Genomic DNA, 20,043 nt, shown 5'->3' on the forward strand with positions numbered 1-20,043 from the left:
CGGCCCCAACCCCCGGCGGGCTGGCCGCCGGGGCGGGGGTTTGGTTGGGGGGGTGGGGCCCGGGTGCCCCCCCCCTGGGGGGGGGGGGGGGTACCCCCCCCCCCCGCCGCTTGATCACTGAACGGCCCTAATGGCTTCGACCATCGCCTTCAGCTTGTCGTCCTTGACGTGCTTTTCGTAGACCGGTCCCATCGCGTCGATGAAGGCCTGCTTGTCCGGCGTCGTGATCTGCGAACCGGCCGCCTCGACCTTGGCACGCGATTCCTTGACCTTGGCGGCCCACAGCTCACGCTGCTTGGCGACGCTTTCCTTGGCGGCCGCCTTGAAGATCGCCTGGTCTTCCGGCGTCAGCTTGTCCCAGCTCGACTTCGCCATGACAAAGGCTTCCGGCACCATCGTGTGCTCGTCGAGCGAATAGTGCTTGGCGACTTCCGCATGCTTGGCGGTGTCGTAGCTCGGAAAATTGTTCTCCGCGCCGTCGATGACCCCGGTTTCGATCGCCGAATACACCTCGCCATACGGCATCGGCGTCGCGTTGGCGCCGAGTGCGGCCACCATGTCGACGAAGATGTCGGACTGGATGACGCGGAATTTCAAGCCGGCCATATCGGCGACAGAGTTGATCGGCTTCTTCGAATTGTAGAAGGAGCGCGCGCCGCCGTCATAAAAGGCGAGCAGCACCAGCCCGACCTGTTCGAACGCCGCCGCGATCTGGTCGCCGACTGGTCCGTCCATGACCTTGTGCATATGGTCTTCCGAGCGGAAGATGTAGGGCAGCGAGGGCACGGTGGTTTCGGGGATGAGTCCGTTGAACGGCGCCATCGAGACGCGGTTGAGGTCGATCACGCCGGAGCGCACCTGCTCGATCGTGTCCTTTTCCTCGCCGAGTTGCGCGGAATGATAGACATCGACCGAATAGCGGCCGGCCGTGCGCTCCTTCACAAGCTCGCCAAAATATTTGACCGCCTCGACCGTCGGATAGCCGTCCGGGTGCGTGTCGGACGAGCGCAGGACCGTCTGGGCGCTTGCCGTTCCGGCCATCAGTGCGGCGGCCAGTAGCGTAGCTCCCGCCAGTCTAGAAAAATGCAGCATTGGTTCCTCCCGTTTGAACGATGGCGGCAAGCGCCGTTAGAGCCGGTACGCCTTTTTCGCGAGCGTATAGGCAAGTTCCAGCGCCAGCTCGTGCGCCTCGTCCTCGCGGAGCCGGTGCTCGGCGACGAGACGCGCAAGAAAGGCGCAATCGACCCGACGCGCCACATCGTGGCGAGCCGGGATGGATGGAAAGGCGCGGGTGTCGTCGTTGAAGCCGACGGTGTTGTAGAAGCCGGCTGTCTCGGTGGTCATCTCGCGGAACCGGCGCATGCCCTCCGGGCTGTCGTGGAACCACCAGGCCGGCCCGAGCTTCAGCGCAGGATAGACGCCGGCGAGTGGCGCCAGTTCGCGCGCGTAGCTGGTCTCGTCGAGCGTGAAGAGGATGATTGCAAGGTCGCGCTCCAGGCCGACGCAGTCGAGCAGCGGCTTCAGCGCCGTCACATAGTCGGTTCTGGTCGGGATGTCGAAACCCTTGTCCCTGCCGAACTTGTGGAAGACGGCAGGCGAATGATTGCGCCAGGAGCCGGGATGGATCTGCAGGACCAGCCCGTCGTCGCGGCTCATCTTGGCCATCTCGGTCAACATTTGGGCGCGAAACAGTTTTCGCTCACGCTCGTCGTCCGAACCCCGGCGGATGCGGTTGAACAGCTCCTGCGCGGCAGCATCCGACAGATTGGCGGTCTCTGCCGTCGGATGGCCGTGATCCGACGCGGTCGCGCCAAAACTTTTGAAGAAGGCCCTTCTCTGGCGATGCGCATCGAGATAGCCGGCCCAGCTGCCGGTATCGCAGCCGGTGATGTCGCCGAGTCGATCGAGATTGGCAGAAAAGCCTTCGAAATCGGGATCGACGACGGCGTCCGGCCGGTAGGCGGTGACGACGCGGCCCTCCCAGCCGCTGTCGCGGATCATCTGGTGCCATCTGAGATCGTCGAGCGCGCCCTCGGTCGTCGCGATGACCTCGATATTGAAGCGCTCGAACAGGGCTCGCGGGCGAAAATTCTCCCACTGCAGCAAAGACGAGATCGTGTCGTAATGGCCGTCGGCGGTTGCGGCCGTCAGCGGCTCTTCGATGCCGAACAGATGGGCAAGCACATGGTCGAACCACAGCCGCGTCGGCGTGCCGCGGAACAGATAATAGTGCTCGGCGAAGCGCCGCCAGATCGTTCTGCCGTCGGTCTCCACCGGTGAGCCGTCGAGCGTTGGCACGCCGAGATCCTCGAGCCGGACGCCCTGGCTGAACAGCATGCGGAAGATGTAATGGTCCGGGACAACAAGCAATTGCGCCGGATCGGAAAACGCCTCGTTGAGCGCATACCAGCGCGGATCCGTGTGACCGTGCGGGCTGACGATCGGCAGATCCTTGACAGCTGCGTAAAGATCGCGGGCGAGCGACAGCGGACGCGCCTCCGACGGAAACAGCAGATCCGGATCGGTCAATGCGGCCACGTCGTTCCTCCCATCCCGGCCATCGGTAGGGTCGGAAAGAAATAATGTCAACATACAAAAAATAGATTGTTGTATGATGACTTTAACGCAACGTCAGCCCATTGTGCGGGAACGAAACGGATGTTACGCCGCATGCCTGCCACGCCCGGCACGAGCTCGATCAGACCCATCGCACGATGACAGACAGACGCCTTTCCAACAGCACGCGGCAGGCATTGCCGGCCTCGGTCGCGGTCCCCGGATACGACCGCAACCGTGTCGTACCCGGCATCGTCCATCTCGGCGTCGGCGCATTCCACCGCGCCCATCAGGCAGCCTATGTCGACGATTGCCTGGCGGCAGGAGAGACGGATTGGGGCATTGTCGGCGTCTCGCTGCGAAGCGCCGACACACGCGACGCGCTGGCGCCGCAGGACGGACTTTACACGCTGGCGGTCAGGAGCAGCGACAGCGAAAGCCTGCGCGTCGTCGGCTCGATCCTGTCGATGCTGGTGGCGCCGGAAGATCCCGGTGCGGTGCTGGCCGCGCTGACCGATCCGCGCACCGCCATCGTCACACTGACGATCACCGAAAAAGCCTATCTCAGGGCGGCGGGTGGCGGACTGGACACAGCCCATCCCGACATCGTCCACGATTTGGCCAACCCGCAAATGCCGCGGACGGCGCATGGTTTTCTGGCCGAATCGCTTGCGCGCCGCCGCGCCGCCGGTATCCAGCCATTCACAGTGCTGTGCTGCGACAATCTCCCGGCCAACGGCGCCACGCTGCGCCGGCTGCTGGTCGAATTCGCCGCTTTGCGCGGTACCGATCTCGCCCGCCACATCGCCGATGAGGTGGCGTTTCCGTCGAGCATGGTGGATCGCATCGTGCCGGCGACCACCGATGCCGACCGGGCACGGATATCAGGCCAGCTCGGCGTCGATGACGCCTGGCCTGTCATGACCGAGCCGTTCTGCCAATGGGTGGTCGAAGACGATTTCCCGGCGGGCAGGCCGGCCTGGGAAAGGTTCGGGGTCACCATGGTCGGTGACGTCGGGCCGTTCGAGGACATGAAGCTGCGCCTGCTCAACGGCTCGCATTCGGCGATCGCCTATCTTGGCCTGCTCAGCGGCTTTGAGACGGTCGACCGCGCCTTCGCCGATCCGGCGATCCAGCAATTTGTCGACGGATTGTGGGCCGAGGCGATCACGACACTGCCGAAGGACGCCGGGCTCGACACAACCGACTACACGGCCCAGCTTGCCAAGCGCTATTCGAACACCGCGCTCGCCCATCGGACGGCGCAGATCGCCAATGATGGCAGCCAGAAACTGCCCCAGCGCATCATTGCCTCGGCAATGGAGCGGATGAGTGACGGTGCCCCGCCCGCCTATCTGATGCTGGTGGTCGCCGCCTGGATCGCGGCTTGCGAGGCGCGCGGCAAAGCCTTGCCGGAAAACCACTTCACCGACCCGCTCGACCTGGCTTTGGCCGCACTTGACACTCGGCATCTGTCGGCTGGCGAAGCGGTGGTGGCGGTGTTCGACCTGGCCGGCTTCGCCAAGGGCGGTGCCGAGCGCCTGACGCTGATCGACCTCGCGGCCGCCCATCTCGAACGCCTGCGCCAGGGCGGCGTGGCTGCTGCTTTCACAGCGCTGGGGATAGTCACTAAGAGGCCATGAGGCCGCCCTGAAACGCGCCATGCGCCGCGGTAGATTCGCTAATGGGCCGACCGCCCACTTACCTTCTCCACTTGTGGGAGAAGGTGGCCGAGCGAAGCTCGGTCGGATGAGGGGTGTTCCCGAGAACGCCGACGCCTCATTTCTTCCAACACCCCTCAACCGTCTTGGCGCTGCGCGCCAATCCACCTTCTCCCACAAGGGAGAAGGGAAGTGGCGCCTGCCCTCTATGCCGGCAAAATCGCGCCTTCGAGTGTGGTGAGCTGGCTAAGGAACTGCTCGGCCTTGCTGCGCGTCTCGTCGTCTTTGGCGTCGGCGACGTCTTCCCTGGCTTCCTGGATACGGCGGGCGAGGTCGGCGCGGTCGATGTCGCCGACGGCTACAGCCGATTCTGCCAGCAGCGTGCAGCCGGCCGGAACAATGTCGGCAAAGCCGCCGAACACGACGTAGCGCTCTGCCTTGCCTTCCGCGGTCTTTACCGTGACGACGCCGGGCTTGATCGTGGTCATGACCGGCGCGTGATGGGCCATGACGGTCATTTCACCTTCGGCGCCCGGAATGACGACGGATTCGACCTGTTCGGAAACCAGCAGGCGCTCCGGCGAGACCAGTTCGAATTTGAAAGCTTCAGGCATGATCAACTCAGCGAATGGTGAATGGTGAATGGTGAATGGTCCGAAAGACCTTCACTAAGCCTCGATTTCCTGTCCGCTGCTCCCCATTCACAATTCACTATTGACCATTCACCAATCACGCCGCTTCGGCCGCCAGGCGCTGTGCCTTCTCGACCGCTTCTTCGATGCCGCCGACCATGTAGAAGGCGGCTTCCGGCAGGTGGTCGTAGTCGCCGTTGCAGAGGCCCTTGAAGCCCTTGATGGTGTCGGCGAGATCGACCAGCTTGCCCGGCGCGCCGGTGAACACTTCGGCGACGAAGAAGGGCTGCGACAGGAAGCGCTCGATCTTGCGGGCGCGGGCCACCGTCTGCTTGTCCTCTTCCGACAGCTCGTCCATGCCCAGGATGGCGATGATGTCCTGCAGCGACTTGTAGCGCTGCAGGATCGACTGCACCTGGCGGGCGACCTGGTAGTGCTCTTCGCCTACGACCATCGGGTCGAGCATGCGCGAGGTCGAATCGAGCGGATCGACGGCCGGATAGATGCCCTTTTCCGAGATCGCGCGGTTGAGCACGGTCGTCGCGTCGAGGTGGGCGAACGAGGTCGCGGGCGCCGGATCGGTCAGATCGTCGGCCGGCACGTAGATCGCCTGCACCGAGGTGATCGAGCCCTTGGTCGTCGTCGTGATGCGCTCTTGCAGCGCGCCCATGTCGGTGGCCAGCGTCGGCTGATAGCCCACGGCCGAAGGAATTCGGCCGAGCAGCGCCGACACTTCGGAGCCAGCCTGCGTGAAGCGGAAGATGTTGTCGACGAAGAACAGCACGTCCTGGCCCTGGTCGCGGAAATATTCGGCAACAGTCAGGCCGGTCAGGCCGACGCGGGCGCGCGCGCCCGGCGGCTCGTTCATCTGGCCATAGACGAGCGCCGCCTTGGATCCTTCGCCGCCGCCCTTCTTGTTGACGCCGGACTCGATGAACTCATGATAGAGATCGTTGCCTTCGCGGGTGCGCTCACCGACGCCGGCGAACACCGAGAAGCCGCCATGCGCCTTGGCGACGTTGTTGATCAATTCCTGGATCAGCACCGTCTTGCCGACGCCGGCGCCGCCGAACAGGCCGATCTTGCCGCCGCGGGCATAGGGTGCCAGCAGGTCGAGAACCTTGATGCCGGTGACCAGGATTTGTGCTTCCGTCGACTGCTCGACATAGGTCGGCGCCGGCTGGTGGATGGAGCGCATCTCGATGCCGTCGACCGGGCCTGCCTCGTCGACCGGCTCGCCGATGACGTTGATGATGCGGCCGAGCATGCCCGGACCGACCGGCACGGTGATCGGCGCGCCGGTGTCATAGACGTCCTGGCCGCGAACCAGACCTTCGGTCGAGTCCATGGCGATGCAGCGCACCGTGTTCTCGCCGAGATGCTGAGCCACCTCGAGCACGAGACGATTGCCGACATTGGACGTTTCCAGGGCGTTCAGGATCGCCGGCAGATGTTCGCCGAACTGCACGTCGACAACGGCGCCGATGACCTGGCGAACCTTGCCGGCCAGGCCGGTCTTGTTGATGGCAACGGTCGGCGCCTTCGCCGCGGCAGCCTTGGCGGGCGCTGCCGCCTTCTTGGCCGGAGCCGCCTTCGCTGCGGCTGCCGGAGCCTTTGCCGGTGCTGCCGCCGTCGCGGCGGTCTTCGGGGCCGCCTTCTGGGGGGTCGCTGCTTTCGCCATCGTCTTTACCCTTTTCGTCTCTTTGTTTCTCACGCGATCCGCCTGAAGGTCGCTGACCTTCATGCGAGCGCGCCTAGAGCGCCTCGGCGCCCGAAATGATTTCGATCAATTCCTTGGTGATCTGCGCCTGCCGCTGGCGGTTGTAGGTGATCGACAATTTGTTGATCATGTCGCCTGCGTTGCGCGTCGCATTGTCCATGGCGCTCATCTTGGCGCCCATCTCGCCGGCGGCGTTTTCGAGCAGAGCGCGAAAAACCTGGACGGAAATGTTGCGCGGAATGAGATCGGAGAGGATTTCGCCCGGCTCCGGCTCGTATTCATAGACGGCACTACCGCCGTCCGTCGCCTCGGCGGCAGCGGTAGGAACACCTGCCGGGATGATCTGCTGGGTTGTCGGGATCTGGCTGATCACCGATTTGAACTGCGAATAAAACAGCGTGCAGATGTCGAAGCCGCCCTCGTTGAAGAGCTGGATGACCTTCTTGGCAATGCCATCGGCATTGACGAAGCCCAGCGTCTTCACCTCGCGCAAGTCGACGCGCTCGAGGATCAGCGCCGCATAGTCGCGACGCAGGATGTCGAACCCCTTCTTGCCGACGCAGATGATCTTGACCTGTTTCCCGTCGGCCAAAAGCTTGCGGATGTGATCACGGGCAAGGCGTGCGATCTGCGAATTGAAGCCGCCGCACAGACCACGCTCGGCGGTGCAGACGACGAGCAGATGCACGTCGTCCTTGCCGGTGCCGGTCATCAGCGCCGGGGCCTCGCCGCCGCCGCCGATCGCCTGGGTGATGTTGGCCAGCACCGCGCCCATGCGCTCCGAATAGGGGCGCGCTGCTTCCGCCGCCTCCTGCGCGCGGCGCAGCTTCGCCGCGGCGACCATCTGCATCGCCTTGGTGATCTTCTGCGTCGCCTTGACCGAGGCGATACGGTTACGAAGGTCTTTTAGTGAAGGCATGCTTCAAACCTGATCCCGTCCGTCCGGCCGTCGTTCAAGCAAAGGTCTTGGCGAAGGTGTCGATCTCCGCCTTCAGCTTGGCGCGCAGATCGTCCGACAGCGCCTTCTCCTTGCGGATGCCGTCGAGCACCTCCTTGCCGGCCGAGCGCATGTGGCTGAGCAAGCCATGCTCGAATTTGCTGACCTGGTCGATCGCCAACTTGTCGAGATAGCCGTTGACGCCGGCGAAGATCACCGCGACCTGTTCTTCGACCCTGAGCGGCGAGAACTGCGGCTGCTTCAGGAGTTCGGTCAGGCGTGCACCGCGGTTGAGCAGGCGCTGCGTCGCGGCGTCGAGGTCGGAGCCGAACTGGGCGAAGGCCGCCATTTCGCGGTACTGCGCGAGCTCGCCCTTGATCGAGCCGGCGACCTGCTTCATCGCCTTGATCTGCGCCGAGGAGCCGACGCGCGACACCGACAGGCCGACATTGACCGCCGGGCGGACGCCCTGGAAGAACAGATTGGTTTCCAGGAAGATCTGGCCGTCGGTGATCGAGATGACGTTGGTCGGGATATAGGCCGACACGTCGTTGGCCTGGGTCTCGATGATCGGCAGAGCCGTCAGCGAACCGCCGCCATTGTCGTCATTGAGCTTGGCGGCACGCTCCAGCAGGCGCGAATGCAGGTAGAAGACGTCGCCCGGATAGGCTTCGCGGCCCGGCGGGCGGCGCAGCAGCAGCGACATCTGGCGATAGGCGACGGCCTGCTTGGACAGATCGTCGTAGCTGATCAGCGCGTGCATGCCGTTGTCGCGGAAATATTCGCCCATCGTGCAGGCGGTGAACGGCGCCAGGAACTGCATCGGCGCCGGATCGGAAGCGGTGGCGGCGATGATGATCGAATAATCGAGCGCGCCGCGCTCTTCGAGGACTTTCACGAACTGCGCAACGGTCGAGCGCTTCTGGCCGACGGCGACGTAGACGCAGTAGAGCTTTTCCTTTTCCGGGCCGTGCTCGTGCACCGATTTCTGGTTGAGCATGGTGTCGAGGATGATCGCGGTCTTGCCGGTCTGGCGATCGCCGATGACCAGCTCGCGCTGGCCGCGGCCGACCGGGATCAGCGCATCGATGGCCTTGAGGCCGGTCGACATCGGCTCGTTCACCGATTTGCGCGGAATGATGCCGGGCGCCTTGACGTCGACGCGCTTGCGCTCGGTCGCCTGGATCGGGCCCTTGCCGTCGATCGGGTTGCCGAGCGCATCGACGACGCGGCCAAGCAGGCCCATGCCGACCGGCGTATCGACGATGGCGCCGGTGCGCTTGACGATATCGCCTTCCTTGATGTCGCGGTCGGCGCCGAAGATGACGACGCCGACATTGTCGGCTTCGAGATTGAGCGCCATGCCGCGGATGCCGCCGGGGAACTCGACCATCTCGCCGGCCTGGACATTGTCGAGGCCATAGACGCGGGCGATGCCGTCACCGACGGACAGAACCTGGCCGACTTCGGAGACCTCGGCCTCCTTGCCGAAATTCTTGATCTGGTCTTTCAGAATTGCGGAAATTTCCGCGGCGCGGATGTCCATCAGCCGACCTCTTTCAGTGCAAGCTTGAGCGAATTGAGTTTGGTTTTGAGCGACGTATCGATCTGGCGCGAGCCTATCTTGACCACCAGCCCGCCGAGCAGCGACGGATCGACGGTCACGGTGATCGCGACATCCTTGCCGGCAACGCTTTTCAGCGCCGCCTTCAGCTCGGTTTGCTGGGCGTCGGTCAGCGCATGCGCCGAGGTCACTTCAGCGGCGGTCTCGCCACGATGCTCGGCGGCGATCTGGCGGAATGCCTTGATCATGCCGGGAATGGCGAACAACCGGCGGTTCTGGGCGACGACGCGCAGGAAATTGCCGGTGAGGCCGGTGATCCCTGCCCTGTCGGCGATCGCCGCAATGGCCTTGGCCTGGTCCTCGCTGGAGAACACCGGGCTATTGATCAGGCGGGTCAGATCCGCGCTGCCTTCGAGCATCGCCGCGAAACTGTTGAGGTCGGCCTCGACCTGGCCGACCGAATTCGCCTGGAGCGCGAGCTCGAACAGCGAACCCGCATAGCGCTCTGCGACACCTGAGATTGGCGATGACGATTGGGCCACGGACCGTCTTTTCTCTTGTCTGACAGGCCGCAGATTATTGGCGCGAGCGAAAACTCTGGCTAAATCTTTGACCTTACTGCATTTTTCCAAGCACGAAGACGCGGCTTCCGCTATCCCCGGCCGAAAGTCGATTGCCGTCTAGCACAGGCATTTTAAGACCGCAATGCGTCGCCCGGCATGGTTTTCAGGCACTATTGTCGCATCCGGCGGCGCGGTTCGACCGCCGGTCCCGAATTAGCCTTTGATTCAAGGCACAAAGCCGAAGGCGAAGGCAAGCGGCAGCGCCGCCAGCACCAGTTCCACCACGATGGAAACCCAGTTGAAGGGCGTGTTGGCGCCATCCGACATCATCGACAGCAGGCGGCCGAAGGCGGTGAACAGCCAGGAAAAGCCAAGCGCCATGTAGAGCAGCGGTTGCGCAAGCAGAATGCAGCACAGGCCGACGCCGAGATAGAAGCCCGACATCCTGCCGCGCCCTTCGGCGATCGCCGCCGCCTTTTCGGGCTTGACCTGCAGTCTGAGTATCCGGAAAGCCAGTGCCGGCGCCAGGAACAACATCAGCCCGAACAGCAAAGTCACGACGGCGCTCGACCACGCCAGCCACTCGCCCTGGCTCATCGGCCACGGAAACGCAAATTCCATACTGTCCCCTCGCAAATGGCTGTTTCGAAATTTCTGGCATTCTAGCGAAGCAAGAGACATGCGCCAGATGCGCGTCACGAATTACGGGCGCGCATCAGTCCAACACGAACACGACCGCCGCCTCGGTATGGATGCGCGTCGTACGAAGAGCTTCATGACGGGCTGTTCCTACTTTTTGGAACGCTAAGCATTATGACCACATGAGACCACACAGGGAGTGAGGCGCTCGAGGTGTGGTGCTGGAATATATTGCAAGACCCGCCTGCGGCTGACTAGGCTAACTCCAAACGCCTCACAAAAAGCTCTGCGGGTCGATGTCGACCTGCACGCGCACCGAGCCCCGCAGCTTCGGTCCCTCGGCCAGCATGGCGCGAATGAACACCTGAATGTCGGCGCGCCGTTCGCCCTGGATCAGCAGGCGAAAGCGATGGCGGCCGCCGATCAGCGACAGCGGCGCCTCGGCCGGGCCGAGCACGAACAGGTCGGCGGCCTGAGGTGCGGCGCGCCGCAAACCCCGCGCATGGCCCTCCGCTTCCGCCCGCGTCGCAGCACTGACGATGACGCCGGCGAGCCGGCCGAAAGGCGGCAGCACCGCCCGCTCGCGCTCGGCGATCTCGCGCTCGTAAAAAGCCTCGGCGTCGCCGGAGACGATCGCCCGCATGACCGGGTGGTCGGGCTGAAAGGTCTGCAGCAGGCCAAGACTCTTCTTGCCGGTGCGGCCGGCGCGGCCGGTCACCTGGCTGAGCAGCTGGAAGGTGCGCTCGGCGGCGCGCGGATCGCCATTGGCCAGGCCGAGGTCGGCGTCGACCACGCCAACCAGTGTCATGTTGGGGAAATTGTGTCCCTTGGCGACGAGCTGCGTGCCGATGACGATGTCGGCCTCGCCATTTGCGATGGCTTCAAGCTCCAGCCTCAGCCGCCGCACGCCGCCCATCAGGTCGGACGACAGGACGATGGTGCGGGCGTCGGGGAAATGCGCGACGACTTCTTCGGCGATGCGCTCGACGCCCGGCCCGCAGGCGACCAGATGGTCGAGCGTGCCGCATTCCGGGCAGGCCTCGGGCCGCCGCTCATTGTGCCCGCAATGGTGGCAGACGAGCTGGCCGCGAAAGCGGTGCTCGACCAGCCAGGCCGAGCAGACCGGGCAACCGAAGCGATGGCCGCAGACCCGGCACAGCGTCAGCGGCGCATAGCCGCGCCGGTTGAGGAACAGCAGTGACTGTTCCTTCTTCTCCAGTGTCTGGCGCATATGGCCAAGCAGCACCGGCGACAGGAAGCCGCCGCGTGCCGGCGGGGCGCGGCGCATGTCGATCGTCTTCAGGTCGGGAAGCGCCGCCTCGGCAAAGCGCGCCGAAAGCACCGCCCTGCTATAGCGGCCTTGGCTCGCATTGACCCGGCTTTCGACCGACGGTGTCGCCGAGGCGAGCACGACCGGAAAGCCGCCGATGTGGCCGCGCACCACCGCCATGTCGCGGGCATTGTAGAAGACGCGGTCTTCCTGCTTGTAGGCGGGGTCGTGCTCCTCGTCGACGACGATCAGCCCAAGCTCCCTGAACGGCAAAAACAGCGCCGAACGCGCGCCGGCAACGACGCGCACGCCACCTTCCGTCACCTGCCGCCAGACACGCTCGCGCATCCTTGGCGGCAGGTCCGAGTGCCATTCGGCCGGCTTGGCGCCGAACCGTTCCTGGAAGCGCTCGAGGAAGGCGTGGGTCAGCGCGATCTCCGGCAGCAGGATCAGCACCTGCTTGCCGCGGTCGAGCGCCGCCGACACCGCCTCGAAATAGACCTCGGTCTTGCCCGATCCGGTCACTCCGTCGAGCAGCGTGACGCCGAATGCGCCGGCCGCGACATTGCTGCGCAGCATCTCGGCTGCATCGCGCTGGTCCGGCATCAGCGATGGCTGGGCGTAGCCTGGGTCGGGTGCTGCGACCACCGGTCGCGGCGGGATCATGACGGTCTCGAAGACGCCTTGCGCCTTCAGCCCGTCGATGACCGTCGACGACACGCCGGCCGCATGCGCCAGCCCGGACCGCGTCCAGGCGAGCCCGCCTTCGGCTGTCTCCAGCACGCGCATCCTCGCATCCGTCACACGGTCGGGTCTGGCCAAGGTGCGTTGCAGGCCTTCGATCCACGGTTCCGGGTCGAAGGCCTCCGGCGCCCGCAGCAGCATGCGCGCCACCATGCCGGGCGGCGACAGCGTGTATTGCGCAATCCAGTCGACGAAGCGGCGCATGGCGCGGTCGATCGGCGGGCAGTCGAAGACCTGCTCGATCGAGCGCAGTTTTTTGGCATCGACCTTTTCGACGGCGCCGTCCCAGACGATGCCGGCAACCTGGCGCGGACCGAGCGGCACGCGTACGATCGAGCCCGGCACCACGCGCATGCCGGCGGGCACGGCATAGGTGTAGGGCCGCTCGGCGGGCATCGGCACCAGCACCGGTGCGGCCGCGACAAAGGGCGAATCTTCGATCATGAGGCGTGACCTTGCCCCGACTTTCGTCTAGATCAAAGTCCGACCCCCAGAGGTGCATGACATGCACTAGAGCGACGTGCGTCCATCCGGACGCACAAAGTACGCTCTAGAACTTTAAACCTCGCATCGTGCTTCCGAAAATCGATTCGATTTTCGGGCCGATGCGATAAAAATCTTCAGGAGACCGTCATGAAATTTTTTGTCGACACCGCCGATGTCAAGGAAATCCGTGAACTGAACGATTTGGGGCTGCTCGACGGCGTCACCACCAATCCTTCGCTGATCCTCAAATCCGGCGGCAAGATCGCCGAAGTCACCAGAGAGATCTGCGAGATCGTCAAGGGCCCGGTCTCGGCCGAAGTCGTCGCCACCGAATACAAGGACATGATGGCGGAGGCCAAGATCCTGGCCAGGATCGCCGACAACGTCTGCATCAAGGTGCCGCTGACGCTCGACGGCCTGAGGGCCTGCAAGGACATCCGCTCGGACGGCCGCATGGTCAATGTCACGCTGTGCTTCTCGGCTACCCAGGCGCTGCTCGCCGCCAAGGCCGGCGCCTCCTTCATCTCGCCCTTCGTCGGCCGCATCGACGACAGCGGCTGGGACGGCATGGAGCTGATCGCCGATATCCGCACCATCTACGACAATTATGATTTCCAGACCGAGATCCTGACCGCCTCGGTGCGCACGGTGAACCACGTCAAGCAGGCCGCACTGATCGGCGCCGACGTCATCACCGCGCCGCCGGCCACGCTGAAGGCGCTGGTCAAGCACCCGCTGACCGACAAGGGCCTGGAGCAGTTCCTCGCCGACTGGGCCAAGACCGGCCAGACAATCGGCTGAAATCAAGAAGATCGGCTGAAATCAAAACGCCGTGTTCCCGTAAAAAAGGCCGAGCAATCGGCCTTTTTTTGCGCCAGCAATCAGGCCTCGGCGGTAGCCGGAACGTCTCGATCCAGGCCGAACGGCGCTAACCCGCCACCGTCTTGCCGTGCTTGACCAGAGCCTGGGCGATCGACAGGCGCAGCAGGTCCGCCAGTTCGCGCGCCGCGCGGTTCTCGGCGTCGATTTGCGCCCGGTAGGAGGCGAACTCCTGACGGGGCCGGTCGAAGGACGACGCTATCGAGCGCTTGCCGGTCGCGATCGTCGTGCCGGTCCTGGCCTCGGTCAGCACATAATTCGCGGTCAGTGTCACCGTGCCCGCGGTTGGTTCGTCGTCATCGGTCGTGACCTGCACCTTTGCAGCAGATTCAACAAGTTCGGTAACGCCGAGATCGAGCGAATAGGCGGGCGACGCCGGCTCGCCCGCACCCTGGCCGAGCGCGAAAATCAGATTGTTGCGGACCTGCTGGGCGTAGCGAGTGTTGACCGGCTTGACCGAGATGGACCCGAGTTCGGCGGCAGCGCCAACTTGCGAACCGGCCGACAGCGGCGCGCTCGAATAGAGCGGGCGCACCGTGCAGGCCGAAACCAGCGCAACCGAAGCGACCAGCCCATACAGCGCGGCACGGCGCAGCAAATGCGTCACTTCTGTCTTCCTCGGATCAGGCAACGACATTGACGATCCTCTGCGGGACGATGATCACCTTGCGCGGTGCCTTACCTTCGAGCGCTTTCTGCACGAAGTCGAGAGCCAGAACCGCTTTTTCGACGGCACCTTGGTCCGCGTCGCGGGCAATTGTCAAATCGCCGCGCTTCTTGCCGTTGACCTGGACCGGCAGCACGATCTCGCTGTCGACGACAAGCGACGGATCAAAGACAGGCCAGGGCCGTTCGGCGACCAGATCGGTGCCGCCGAGCGCCTGCCAGCATTCCTCGGCCAGATGTGGCATGACCGGCGCAATCAAATGCACGAGGATGTCGACGGCTTGCCGGCAAGAAGCCTTGAGCGCCGGATCGGCCTTGCCTTCGGCCGCCTCGTTGAGCGGCGTGTTGAGCGCATTGGCGAGTTCGTAGATGCGGGCGATGGCGCGGTTGAAGGCGAGCTTTTCAATGTCCTCGCCCACCGATTTCAGGATCTTGTGCGCGGCCTTGGAAACAGTCCCTGCCTCGCCCTGCTTCGCCGCTGCCGGCTGGATTCCGGCGAGCGATTCGGCGGCTGTCGACACCAGGCGCCAGATACGCTGGATGAAGCGGTGCGCGCCGGCGGCGCCCTCGTCGGTCCATTCGACGTCACGTTCGGGCGGCGAGTCCGACAGCATGAACCAGCGCGCGGTGTCGGCGCCGTAGCCGTCGGTGATCTCTTCGGGGCTCACCGTGTTCTTCTTCGACTTCGACATTTTTTCGAGCGGGCCGATCACCGCCTCTTCGCCGGTCGCGATTTCTATGGCGCGGCGCTTGCCATCGACGTCCTCCAGCCGCACCTCGCTGGGCGCAAGCCAGCGGCTGTTCGCGCCACTGCCGACCCGATAGGTCTCGTGCACCACCATGCCTTGCGTGAACAGGCCCCTGAACGGCTCGGCGAGGTCGACATGGCCGGTCTCACGCATGGCGCGGGTGAAGAAACGCGAATAGAGCAGGTGTAAAATGGCGTGCTCGATGCCGCCAATATACTGGTCGACCGGCAGCCATTCGGTAGCTGCCTTGGGATCGGTTGGGTCGTTCGCCCGGGGCGCGGTGAAGCGCGCAAAATACCACGACGAATCGACGAACGTGTCCATCGTGTCGGTTTCGCGGCGCGCATCCTTGCTGCATTGCGGGCATTTGACGTGCCGCCAGGTCGGATGGCGGTCGAGCGGATTGCCCGGCCGGTCGAATTCGATGTCGTCGGGAAGCTTGACCGGCAGGTCCGCCTTCGGCACCGGCACGACGCCGCAATCCTCGCAATGGATCATCGGGATCGGGCAGCCCCAGTAGCGCTGGCGCGAAATGCCCCAGTCGCGCAGGCGGAAGTTGACCTTGCGCTCGGCCATCCGCCGGTTGCCGATGGTCTTTTGTTCCAGCAGCTTGGCCACTTCGTCGAACGCCTGATCAGGCTTCATGCCGTCGAGGAAGCGCGAATTGATCATCACGCCGTCGCCGACATAGGCCTCGTCGATGATCTGGAAGTTTCCCTGGATCTCGCCTTCCGGCATCACCACCGGAATGACCGGCAGGCCATATCGGTTAGCGAAGTCGAGGTCGCGCTGGTCACCGGACGGGCAACCGAATATGGCGCCGGTGCCGTACTCCATCAGCACGAAATTGGCGACATAGACAGGCAGCGTCCAGTTCGCGTCGAACGGATGGACGACTCGTATACCGGTATCCATGCCCTTTTTTTCGGCCGTTTCCAGCGCCGCCACCGAAGTGCCCATGTGACGAACCTCGTCGATGAACTTGGCCAGCGCCGGATTGTTTTCGGCCGCCGTCTTGGCCAGCGGATGGTCAACTGCGACCGCCATGAAGGAGGCGCCGAAGATGGTGTCGGGCCGCGTCGTGTAGACCTCCAGCTCATCTTCGCCGTCAACTGGAGTGGCCAGCGGCCAGCGGATCAGCAGGCCTTCCGAACGGCCGATCCAGTTCGCCTGCATCAGCTTGACTTTTTCCGGCCATTCGTCGAGGCCTTCCAGCGAGTCCAGCAGGTCCTGCGCATAGTCGGTGATCTTGAAGAACCACTGCGTCAGCTCGCGCTGTTCGACCAGCGCACCGGAGCGCCAGCCGCGTCCGTCGATGACCTGTTCGTTGGCAAGCACCGTCATGTCCTCCGGATCCCAGTTGACCTTGGAGGATTTGCGCGTCACCAGCCCCTTCTCGACGAAATCGAGGAACAGCATCTGCTGGCGGTGGTAGTAGTCGACATCGCAGGTGGCGAATTCGCGCGCCCAGTCGAGCGACAGGCCCATGACCTTGAGCTGCTCGCGCATGGCGGCGATGTTCTGATAGGTCCAGTCCTTGGGATGGACCTTGTTCTGCATCGCCGCGTTCTCGGCCGGCATGCCGAAGGCGTCCCAGCCCATCGGGTGCAGCACGTTGAAACCCTTGGCCCGCTTGTAGCGCGCCACCACGTCGCCCATCGTGTAGTTGCGGGTATGGCCGATATGGATGCGCCCCGACGGATACGGAAACATCTCGAGCACGTAGTATTTCGCACGCGGGTCGTCGTTGTCAGCCTCGAACAGCTTCTTGGCGTCCCAGGCCTTCTGCCATTTGGGCTCTGATGAGCGCGGATTGTATCGTTCGGTTGCCATTGGGTGTTTTTCACTTAAAAAGCATGCGCGAACAGCCGGACATGCCCGGCGGCTCAGGAAATGTCGTCGCGGTGTTCACCATGGATTGCCGGACCCGTCAACTGCGACGCCCCGGCCAGGACAAAAACCAGAGTCAGGATATAGGCATGGCGAGCGCCGTCGAACAGTTTTTCACGGTCAAGGCGAGGATCGCCGCCGCCGAGCGCGAGGCAGGACGGCAAGCCGGCGCGGTGACGCTGGTCGCGGTCTCGAAGACCTTCAGCGCCGACGATATCCGCCCGGTCATCGACGCCGGGCAGCGCGTCTTCGGCGAGAACCGCGTCCAGGAAGCACAAGCCAAATGGCCAGCGCTGAAGCAAGCCTTCCCCGACATCGAACTGCACCTGATCGGTCCGCTGCAATCGAACAAGGCGAAGGAAGCAGTCGCCCTGTTCGACGTCATCGAGACGGTCGATCGCGAGAAGATCGCCGCCGAACTCGCCAAGGAAATCGCCAGGCAAGGCCGGTCACCAAAACTCTACGTTCAGGTCAACACCGGCTCGGAACCGCAAAAGGCAGGGATCGAGCCGCGCGAAGCCGTACCCTTCGTTACGCGCTGCCGCGAGGTCCATGGCCTCGCCATCGAAGGCCTGATGTGCATTCCGCCGGCCGATGAGAACCCCGGCCCGCATTTCGCGCTGCTGGAAAAGCTCAGCACGGAGGCAGGGGCGGAGGCGCTTTCGATGGGCATGTCCGGCGACTACGAAACCGCGATCGCCTTCGGTGCAACCAGCATCAGGGTCGGCTCGGCGATCTTCGGCAGCCGCTAGCGGGCATTTTAGCGCCAGTTTAGCGATCAGCCTTGATATAGTCGGGCGCGGGGTGACGGTCCTCGATCCTTGGACAATCTGACCTGTTTCCCGTTGCACCGGATCGTCGGTCGCGGAGCTTGGTCCAGAACCACCCGGCCGTTACGCCAACAAGTAGAAACGAAACGTATCGTTCCTATATCGACCGGGTCATTCCAAAACTTTCCGGAGCCGCACCATGCGTTACAATAAACTTGGAAACACGGGGATGTTTGTCTCCGAACTGTGTCTCGGCACCATGACCTTCGGCGCCGCCGACCAAAACAACCAATGGGGCCTGATCGCCAGCCTCGACCAGGATGGCGTCGACAGGATCGTCCAGCGCTCGCTCGCCGCCGGCATCAATTTCTTCGACACGGCCGATGTCTATTCCTTCGGCGCATCGGAACGATTTCTCGGCCAGTCGCTGCGCAATCTCGGCATCGAGCGGCAGGACGTGATCATCGCCACCAAAGTCCATGGCGCCATGGGCGACGGCCCCAACCAGCGCGGCTCCTCGCGCGGCCACATCATGGATTCGGTCGACGGCAGTCTCGAGCGGCTGCAACTGGACCATATCGATCTCTATCAGCTTCACGGCACCGACGCGGTGACACCGATCGACGAGACGCTGCGGGCGCTCGACGATCTGGTTACCAGCGGCAAGGTCCGCTATGTCGGCGTCTCGAACTGGGCGGCCTGGCGCATCGCCAAGGCATTGGGCATCGCCGAACGCAAGGGCTTTGCCCGTTTTGAGACGGTCCAGTCCTACTATTCGATCGCCGGCCGCGATCTGGAGCGCGAGATCGTGCCGCTGCTCAACGAGGAGAAGCTTGGACTGATGGTCTGGTCGCCGATGGCGGGCGGGCTGCTTTCCGGCAAATACGGACCCGGCGCGCCTGGCAATGGCGAGGGCCGCCGCGCCAGCTTCAATTTCCCGCCGGTCAATGAAGACCGCGCCTGGGCGGCGGTCGCCGTCATGCGCGAGATCGCCGGCAAGCACGGCGTCAGCGTCGCCACGGTGGCACTTGGCTATGTCTTGGCCAAGCCGTTCGTGATGAGCGTGATCATCGGCGCCAGCCGCATGGAGCAACTCGAACAGAACCTTGCCGCCACCGCGTTGAAGCTCGACAGCGACGATCTTGCTCGTCTCGACGAAGTCAGCGCGCTGCCATCCGAATATCCGGGCTGGATGCTCGAGCGCCAGGCGGCTGGCCGGCGTCCGGCGCCCTTTGCGGAGAAGAAGTAAATCTCATCTTCGATTTCGGGAGCCGGCGGGCTCCCGATCTTTCTTGGGCTCAGCTCAGCCGGACCGTCTCGACCAGAAAGTCGAGAAAGGCCCGCACTCGGGCCGGCAAATGTTTGCCCTGGCCGACGTAAACAGCGTGGGTAAGCTCCTCGTCGCCGGGGTTGAAGTCCTCCAGAAGCGGGACCAGCCGGCCGGCGGCGATGTCGGGCTCCACATGCCAGCACGCCAGCCGGGCGATCCCAGTGCCCGAAAGCGCCATCAGTCGCATCGCCTCGCCGTCGCTGACCAGCGCGTTTCCGGTGATCGGGACGATGAGGGTCTCGCCGGCCGAACCGACGAAGGGCCAACCGTCGACATGGCGCATGAAGCAGAAGCCCATCCGGTTGTGGTGATCGAGATCGGCCGGCGTTTGGAGCGCGCCATGCGTCCTGATGTACGATGGCGCGGCGACGACGACCAGCCGGCTCTGTCCGAGCTTGCGCGCCACCAAACGTGATTCGCCGAGCGGCCCGGCGCGGATGGCGACATCGGCGCGCTCCTCCATCAGGTCGATGACATTGTCGGTCAAAACCAGATCGATGGCGATTTCCGGATAGCGTTCGAGAAAGCGCGGCAACAGCGGGATCAGACGGTGCTGCCCGAACGGCACGTAGCTGTTGACCCGCAGCCGGCCGCGCGGCGCAGCACCAGCCGCCGCCTCGCGCTCGGCTGCCGCCATGTCGGCCAGGATGCGCATGCCGCTGTCGAAGAAGGCCGCTCCCTCCGGTGTCAGTTGGAGCTTGCGAGTCGAACGGCTGATCAGCCGCGCGCCAAGCCGGGCCTCAAGCCGCGCAATCAGCTTGCTCACCGCCGACGGCGTCATCCGCAGCATCCGCGCCGCAGCCGAAAAACTGCCCGCTTCGACGACACGGACAAACACTTCGATCTCGCCGGAGCGGTTGATGTCGGGCCTCGCCATTCGTGAATCTATTTCACAGACAATGTGCCCGACGCAAGTCTGGTTCACAGCACATGGCAACACGATCTTCCGGGTCGGGGCGCAGGAGGACACGGCGTCCTGTCGTCAAA

16 protein-coding genes are annotated in these 20,043 nt (G+C 64.0%); 4 read left to right on the forward strand and 12 right to left on the reverse strand.

Annotated features, from left to right (window positions below; genetic code table 11):
• Positions 1 to 114: 114 nt before the first annotated feature.
• Complete coding sequence (locus AC0L2A_RS02815) at positions 115 to 1,092, reverse strand: TRAP transporter substrate-binding protein (RefSeq protein WP_027154560.1); 978 nt, start codon at positions 1,090 to 1,092, stop codon at positions 115 to 117.
• Between the two features lie 36 nt (positions 1,093 to 1,128).
• Complete coding sequence (gene uxaC, locus AC0L2A_RS02820) at positions 1,129 to 2,538, reverse strand: glucuronate isomerase (RefSeq protein WP_473607406.1); 1,410 nt, start codon at positions 2,536 to 2,538, stop codon at positions 1,129 to 1,131.
• Positions 2,539 to 2,714: 176 nt separating this feature from the next.
• Here uxaC and AC0L2A_RS02825 point away from each other — a divergent pair, with 176 nt between their 5' ends.
• A complete protein-coding gene (locus AC0L2A_RS02825; protein ID WP_473607407.1) occupies positions 2,715 to 4,199 on the forward strand; it encodes a mannitol dehydrogenase family protein in 1,485 nt (494 codons plus the stop codon).
• A 224-nt stretch (positions 4,200 to 4,423) separates the two neighbouring features.
• Here AC0L2A_RS02825 and AC0L2A_RS02830 read toward each other — a convergent pair whose 3' ends face one another.
• The 7 genes from AC0L2A_RS02830 to AC0L2A_RS02860 form a co-directional block, all read right to left on the reverse strand.
• On the reverse strand, positions 4,424 to 4,831 hold the full coding sequence (locus AC0L2A_RS02830) for a F0F1 ATP synthase subunit epsilon (protein WP_027154563.1): 408 nt from the start codon (positions 4,829 to 4,831) through the stop codon (positions 4,424 to 4,426).
• A gap of 115 nt (positions 4,832 to 4,946) precedes the next feature.
• On the reverse strand, positions 4,947 to 6,530 hold the full coding sequence (atpD, locus tag AC0L2A_RS02835; RefSeq protein ID WP_027154564.1) for a F0F1 ATP synthase subunit beta: 1,584 nt from the start codon (positions 6,528 to 6,530) through the stop codon (positions 4,947 to 4,949).
• Between the two features lie 73 nt (positions 6,531 to 6,603).
• On the reverse strand, positions 6,604 to 7,488 hold the full coding sequence (locus tag AC0L2A_RS02840) for a F0F1 ATP synthase subunit gamma (protein ID WP_473607408.1): 885 nt from the start codon (positions 7,486 to 7,488) through the stop codon (positions 6,604 to 6,606).
• Positions 7,489 to 7,522: 34 nt separating this feature from the next.
• Complete coding sequence (atpA, locus tag AC0L2A_RS02845; protein WP_023800086.1) at positions 7,523 to 9,052, reverse strand: F0F1 ATP synthase subunit alpha; 1,530 nt, start codon at positions 9,050 to 9,052, stop codon at positions 7,523 to 7,525.
• Positions 9,052 to 9,612: a F0F1 ATP synthase subunit delta gene (locus AC0L2A_RS02850; protein WP_473607410.1), complete on the reverse strand. Its 561-nt coding sequence runs from the start codon at positions 9,610 to 9,612 to the stop codon at positions 9,052 to 9,054. The genes atpA and AC0L2A_RS02850 overlap by 1 nt, the downstream gene beginning before the upstream one ends.
• A 246-nt stretch (positions 9,613 to 9,858) precedes the next feature.
• Positions 9,859 to 10,254: an AGROH133_08824 family phage infection protein gene (locus tag AC0L2A_RS02855; protein ID WP_287323507.1), complete on the reverse strand. Its 396-nt coding sequence runs from the start codon at positions 10,252 to 10,254 to the stop codon at positions 9,859 to 9,861.
• A 292-nt stretch (positions 10,255 to 10,546) separates the two neighbouring features.
• Entirely contained in the window at positions 10,547 to 12,730 is a 2,184-nt protein-coding gene (locus AC0L2A_RS02860) for a primosomal protein N' (RefSeq protein WP_473607411.1), read from the reverse strand.
• Between the two features lie 189 nt (positions 12,731 to 12,919).
• Between AC0L2A_RS02860 and fsa the strand changes: the two genes are divergently transcribed.
• Positions 12,920 to 13,573, forward strand: coding sequence for a fructose-6-phosphate aldolase (gene fsa, locus AC0L2A_RS02865; protein WP_236384724.1), 654 nt, complete (start codon positions 12,920 to 12,922; stop codon positions 13,571 to 13,573).
• Between the two features lie 127 nt (positions 13,574 to 13,700).
• Here fsa and AC0L2A_RS02870 read toward each other — a convergent pair whose 3' ends face one another.
• Both AC0L2A_RS02870 and leuS read right to left on the reverse strand, forming a co-directional pair.
• Positions 13,701 to 14,288 (reverse strand): LPS assembly lipoprotein LptE, encoded by a 588-nt coding sequence (locus tag AC0L2A_RS02870; RefSeq protein WP_473607412.1) that lies wholly within the window; start codon positions 14,286 to 14,288, stop codon positions 13,701 to 13,703.
• Positions 14,275 to 16,899, reverse strand: a complete 2,625-nt coding sequence (gene leuS / locus AC0L2A_RS02875) for a leucine--tRNA ligase (protein WP_473607413.1) — start codon at positions 16,897 to 16,899, stop codon at positions 14,275 to 14,277. The genes AC0L2A_RS02870 and leuS overlap by 14 nt, the downstream gene beginning before the upstream one ends.
• A gap of 146 nt (positions 16,900 to 17,045) precedes the next feature.
• Between leuS and AC0L2A_RS02880 the strand changes: the two genes are divergently transcribed.
• Both AC0L2A_RS02880 and AC0L2A_RS02885 read left to right on the forward strand, forming a co-directional pair.
• On the forward strand, positions 17,046 to 17,708 hold the full coding sequence (locus AC0L2A_RS02880; RefSeq protein WP_473607415.1) for a YggS family pyridoxal phosphate-dependent enzyme: 663 nt from the start codon (positions 17,046 to 17,048) through the stop codon (positions 17,706 to 17,708).
• A 217-nt stretch (positions 17,709 to 17,925) separates the two neighbouring features.
• Positions 17,926 to 18,975 (forward strand): aldo/keto reductase, encoded by a 1,050-nt coding sequence (locus tag AC0L2A_RS02885; RefSeq protein WP_473607416.1) that lies wholly within the window; start codon positions 17,926 to 17,928, stop codon positions 18,973 to 18,975.
• A 49-nt stretch (positions 18,976 to 19,024) separates the two neighbouring features.
• Here the strand turns inward: AC0L2A_RS02885 and AC0L2A_RS02890 are convergent, their stop codons facing one another.
• Complete coding sequence (locus AC0L2A_RS02890; RefSeq protein ID WP_473607417.1) at positions 19,025 to 19,933, reverse strand: LysR family transcriptional regulator; 909 nt, start codon at positions 19,931 to 19,933, stop codon at positions 19,025 to 19,027.
• Positions 19,934 to 20,043: the final 110 nt, after the last annotated feature.

Source organism: Mesorhizobium sp. WSM4844 (genome assembly GCF_055811775.1).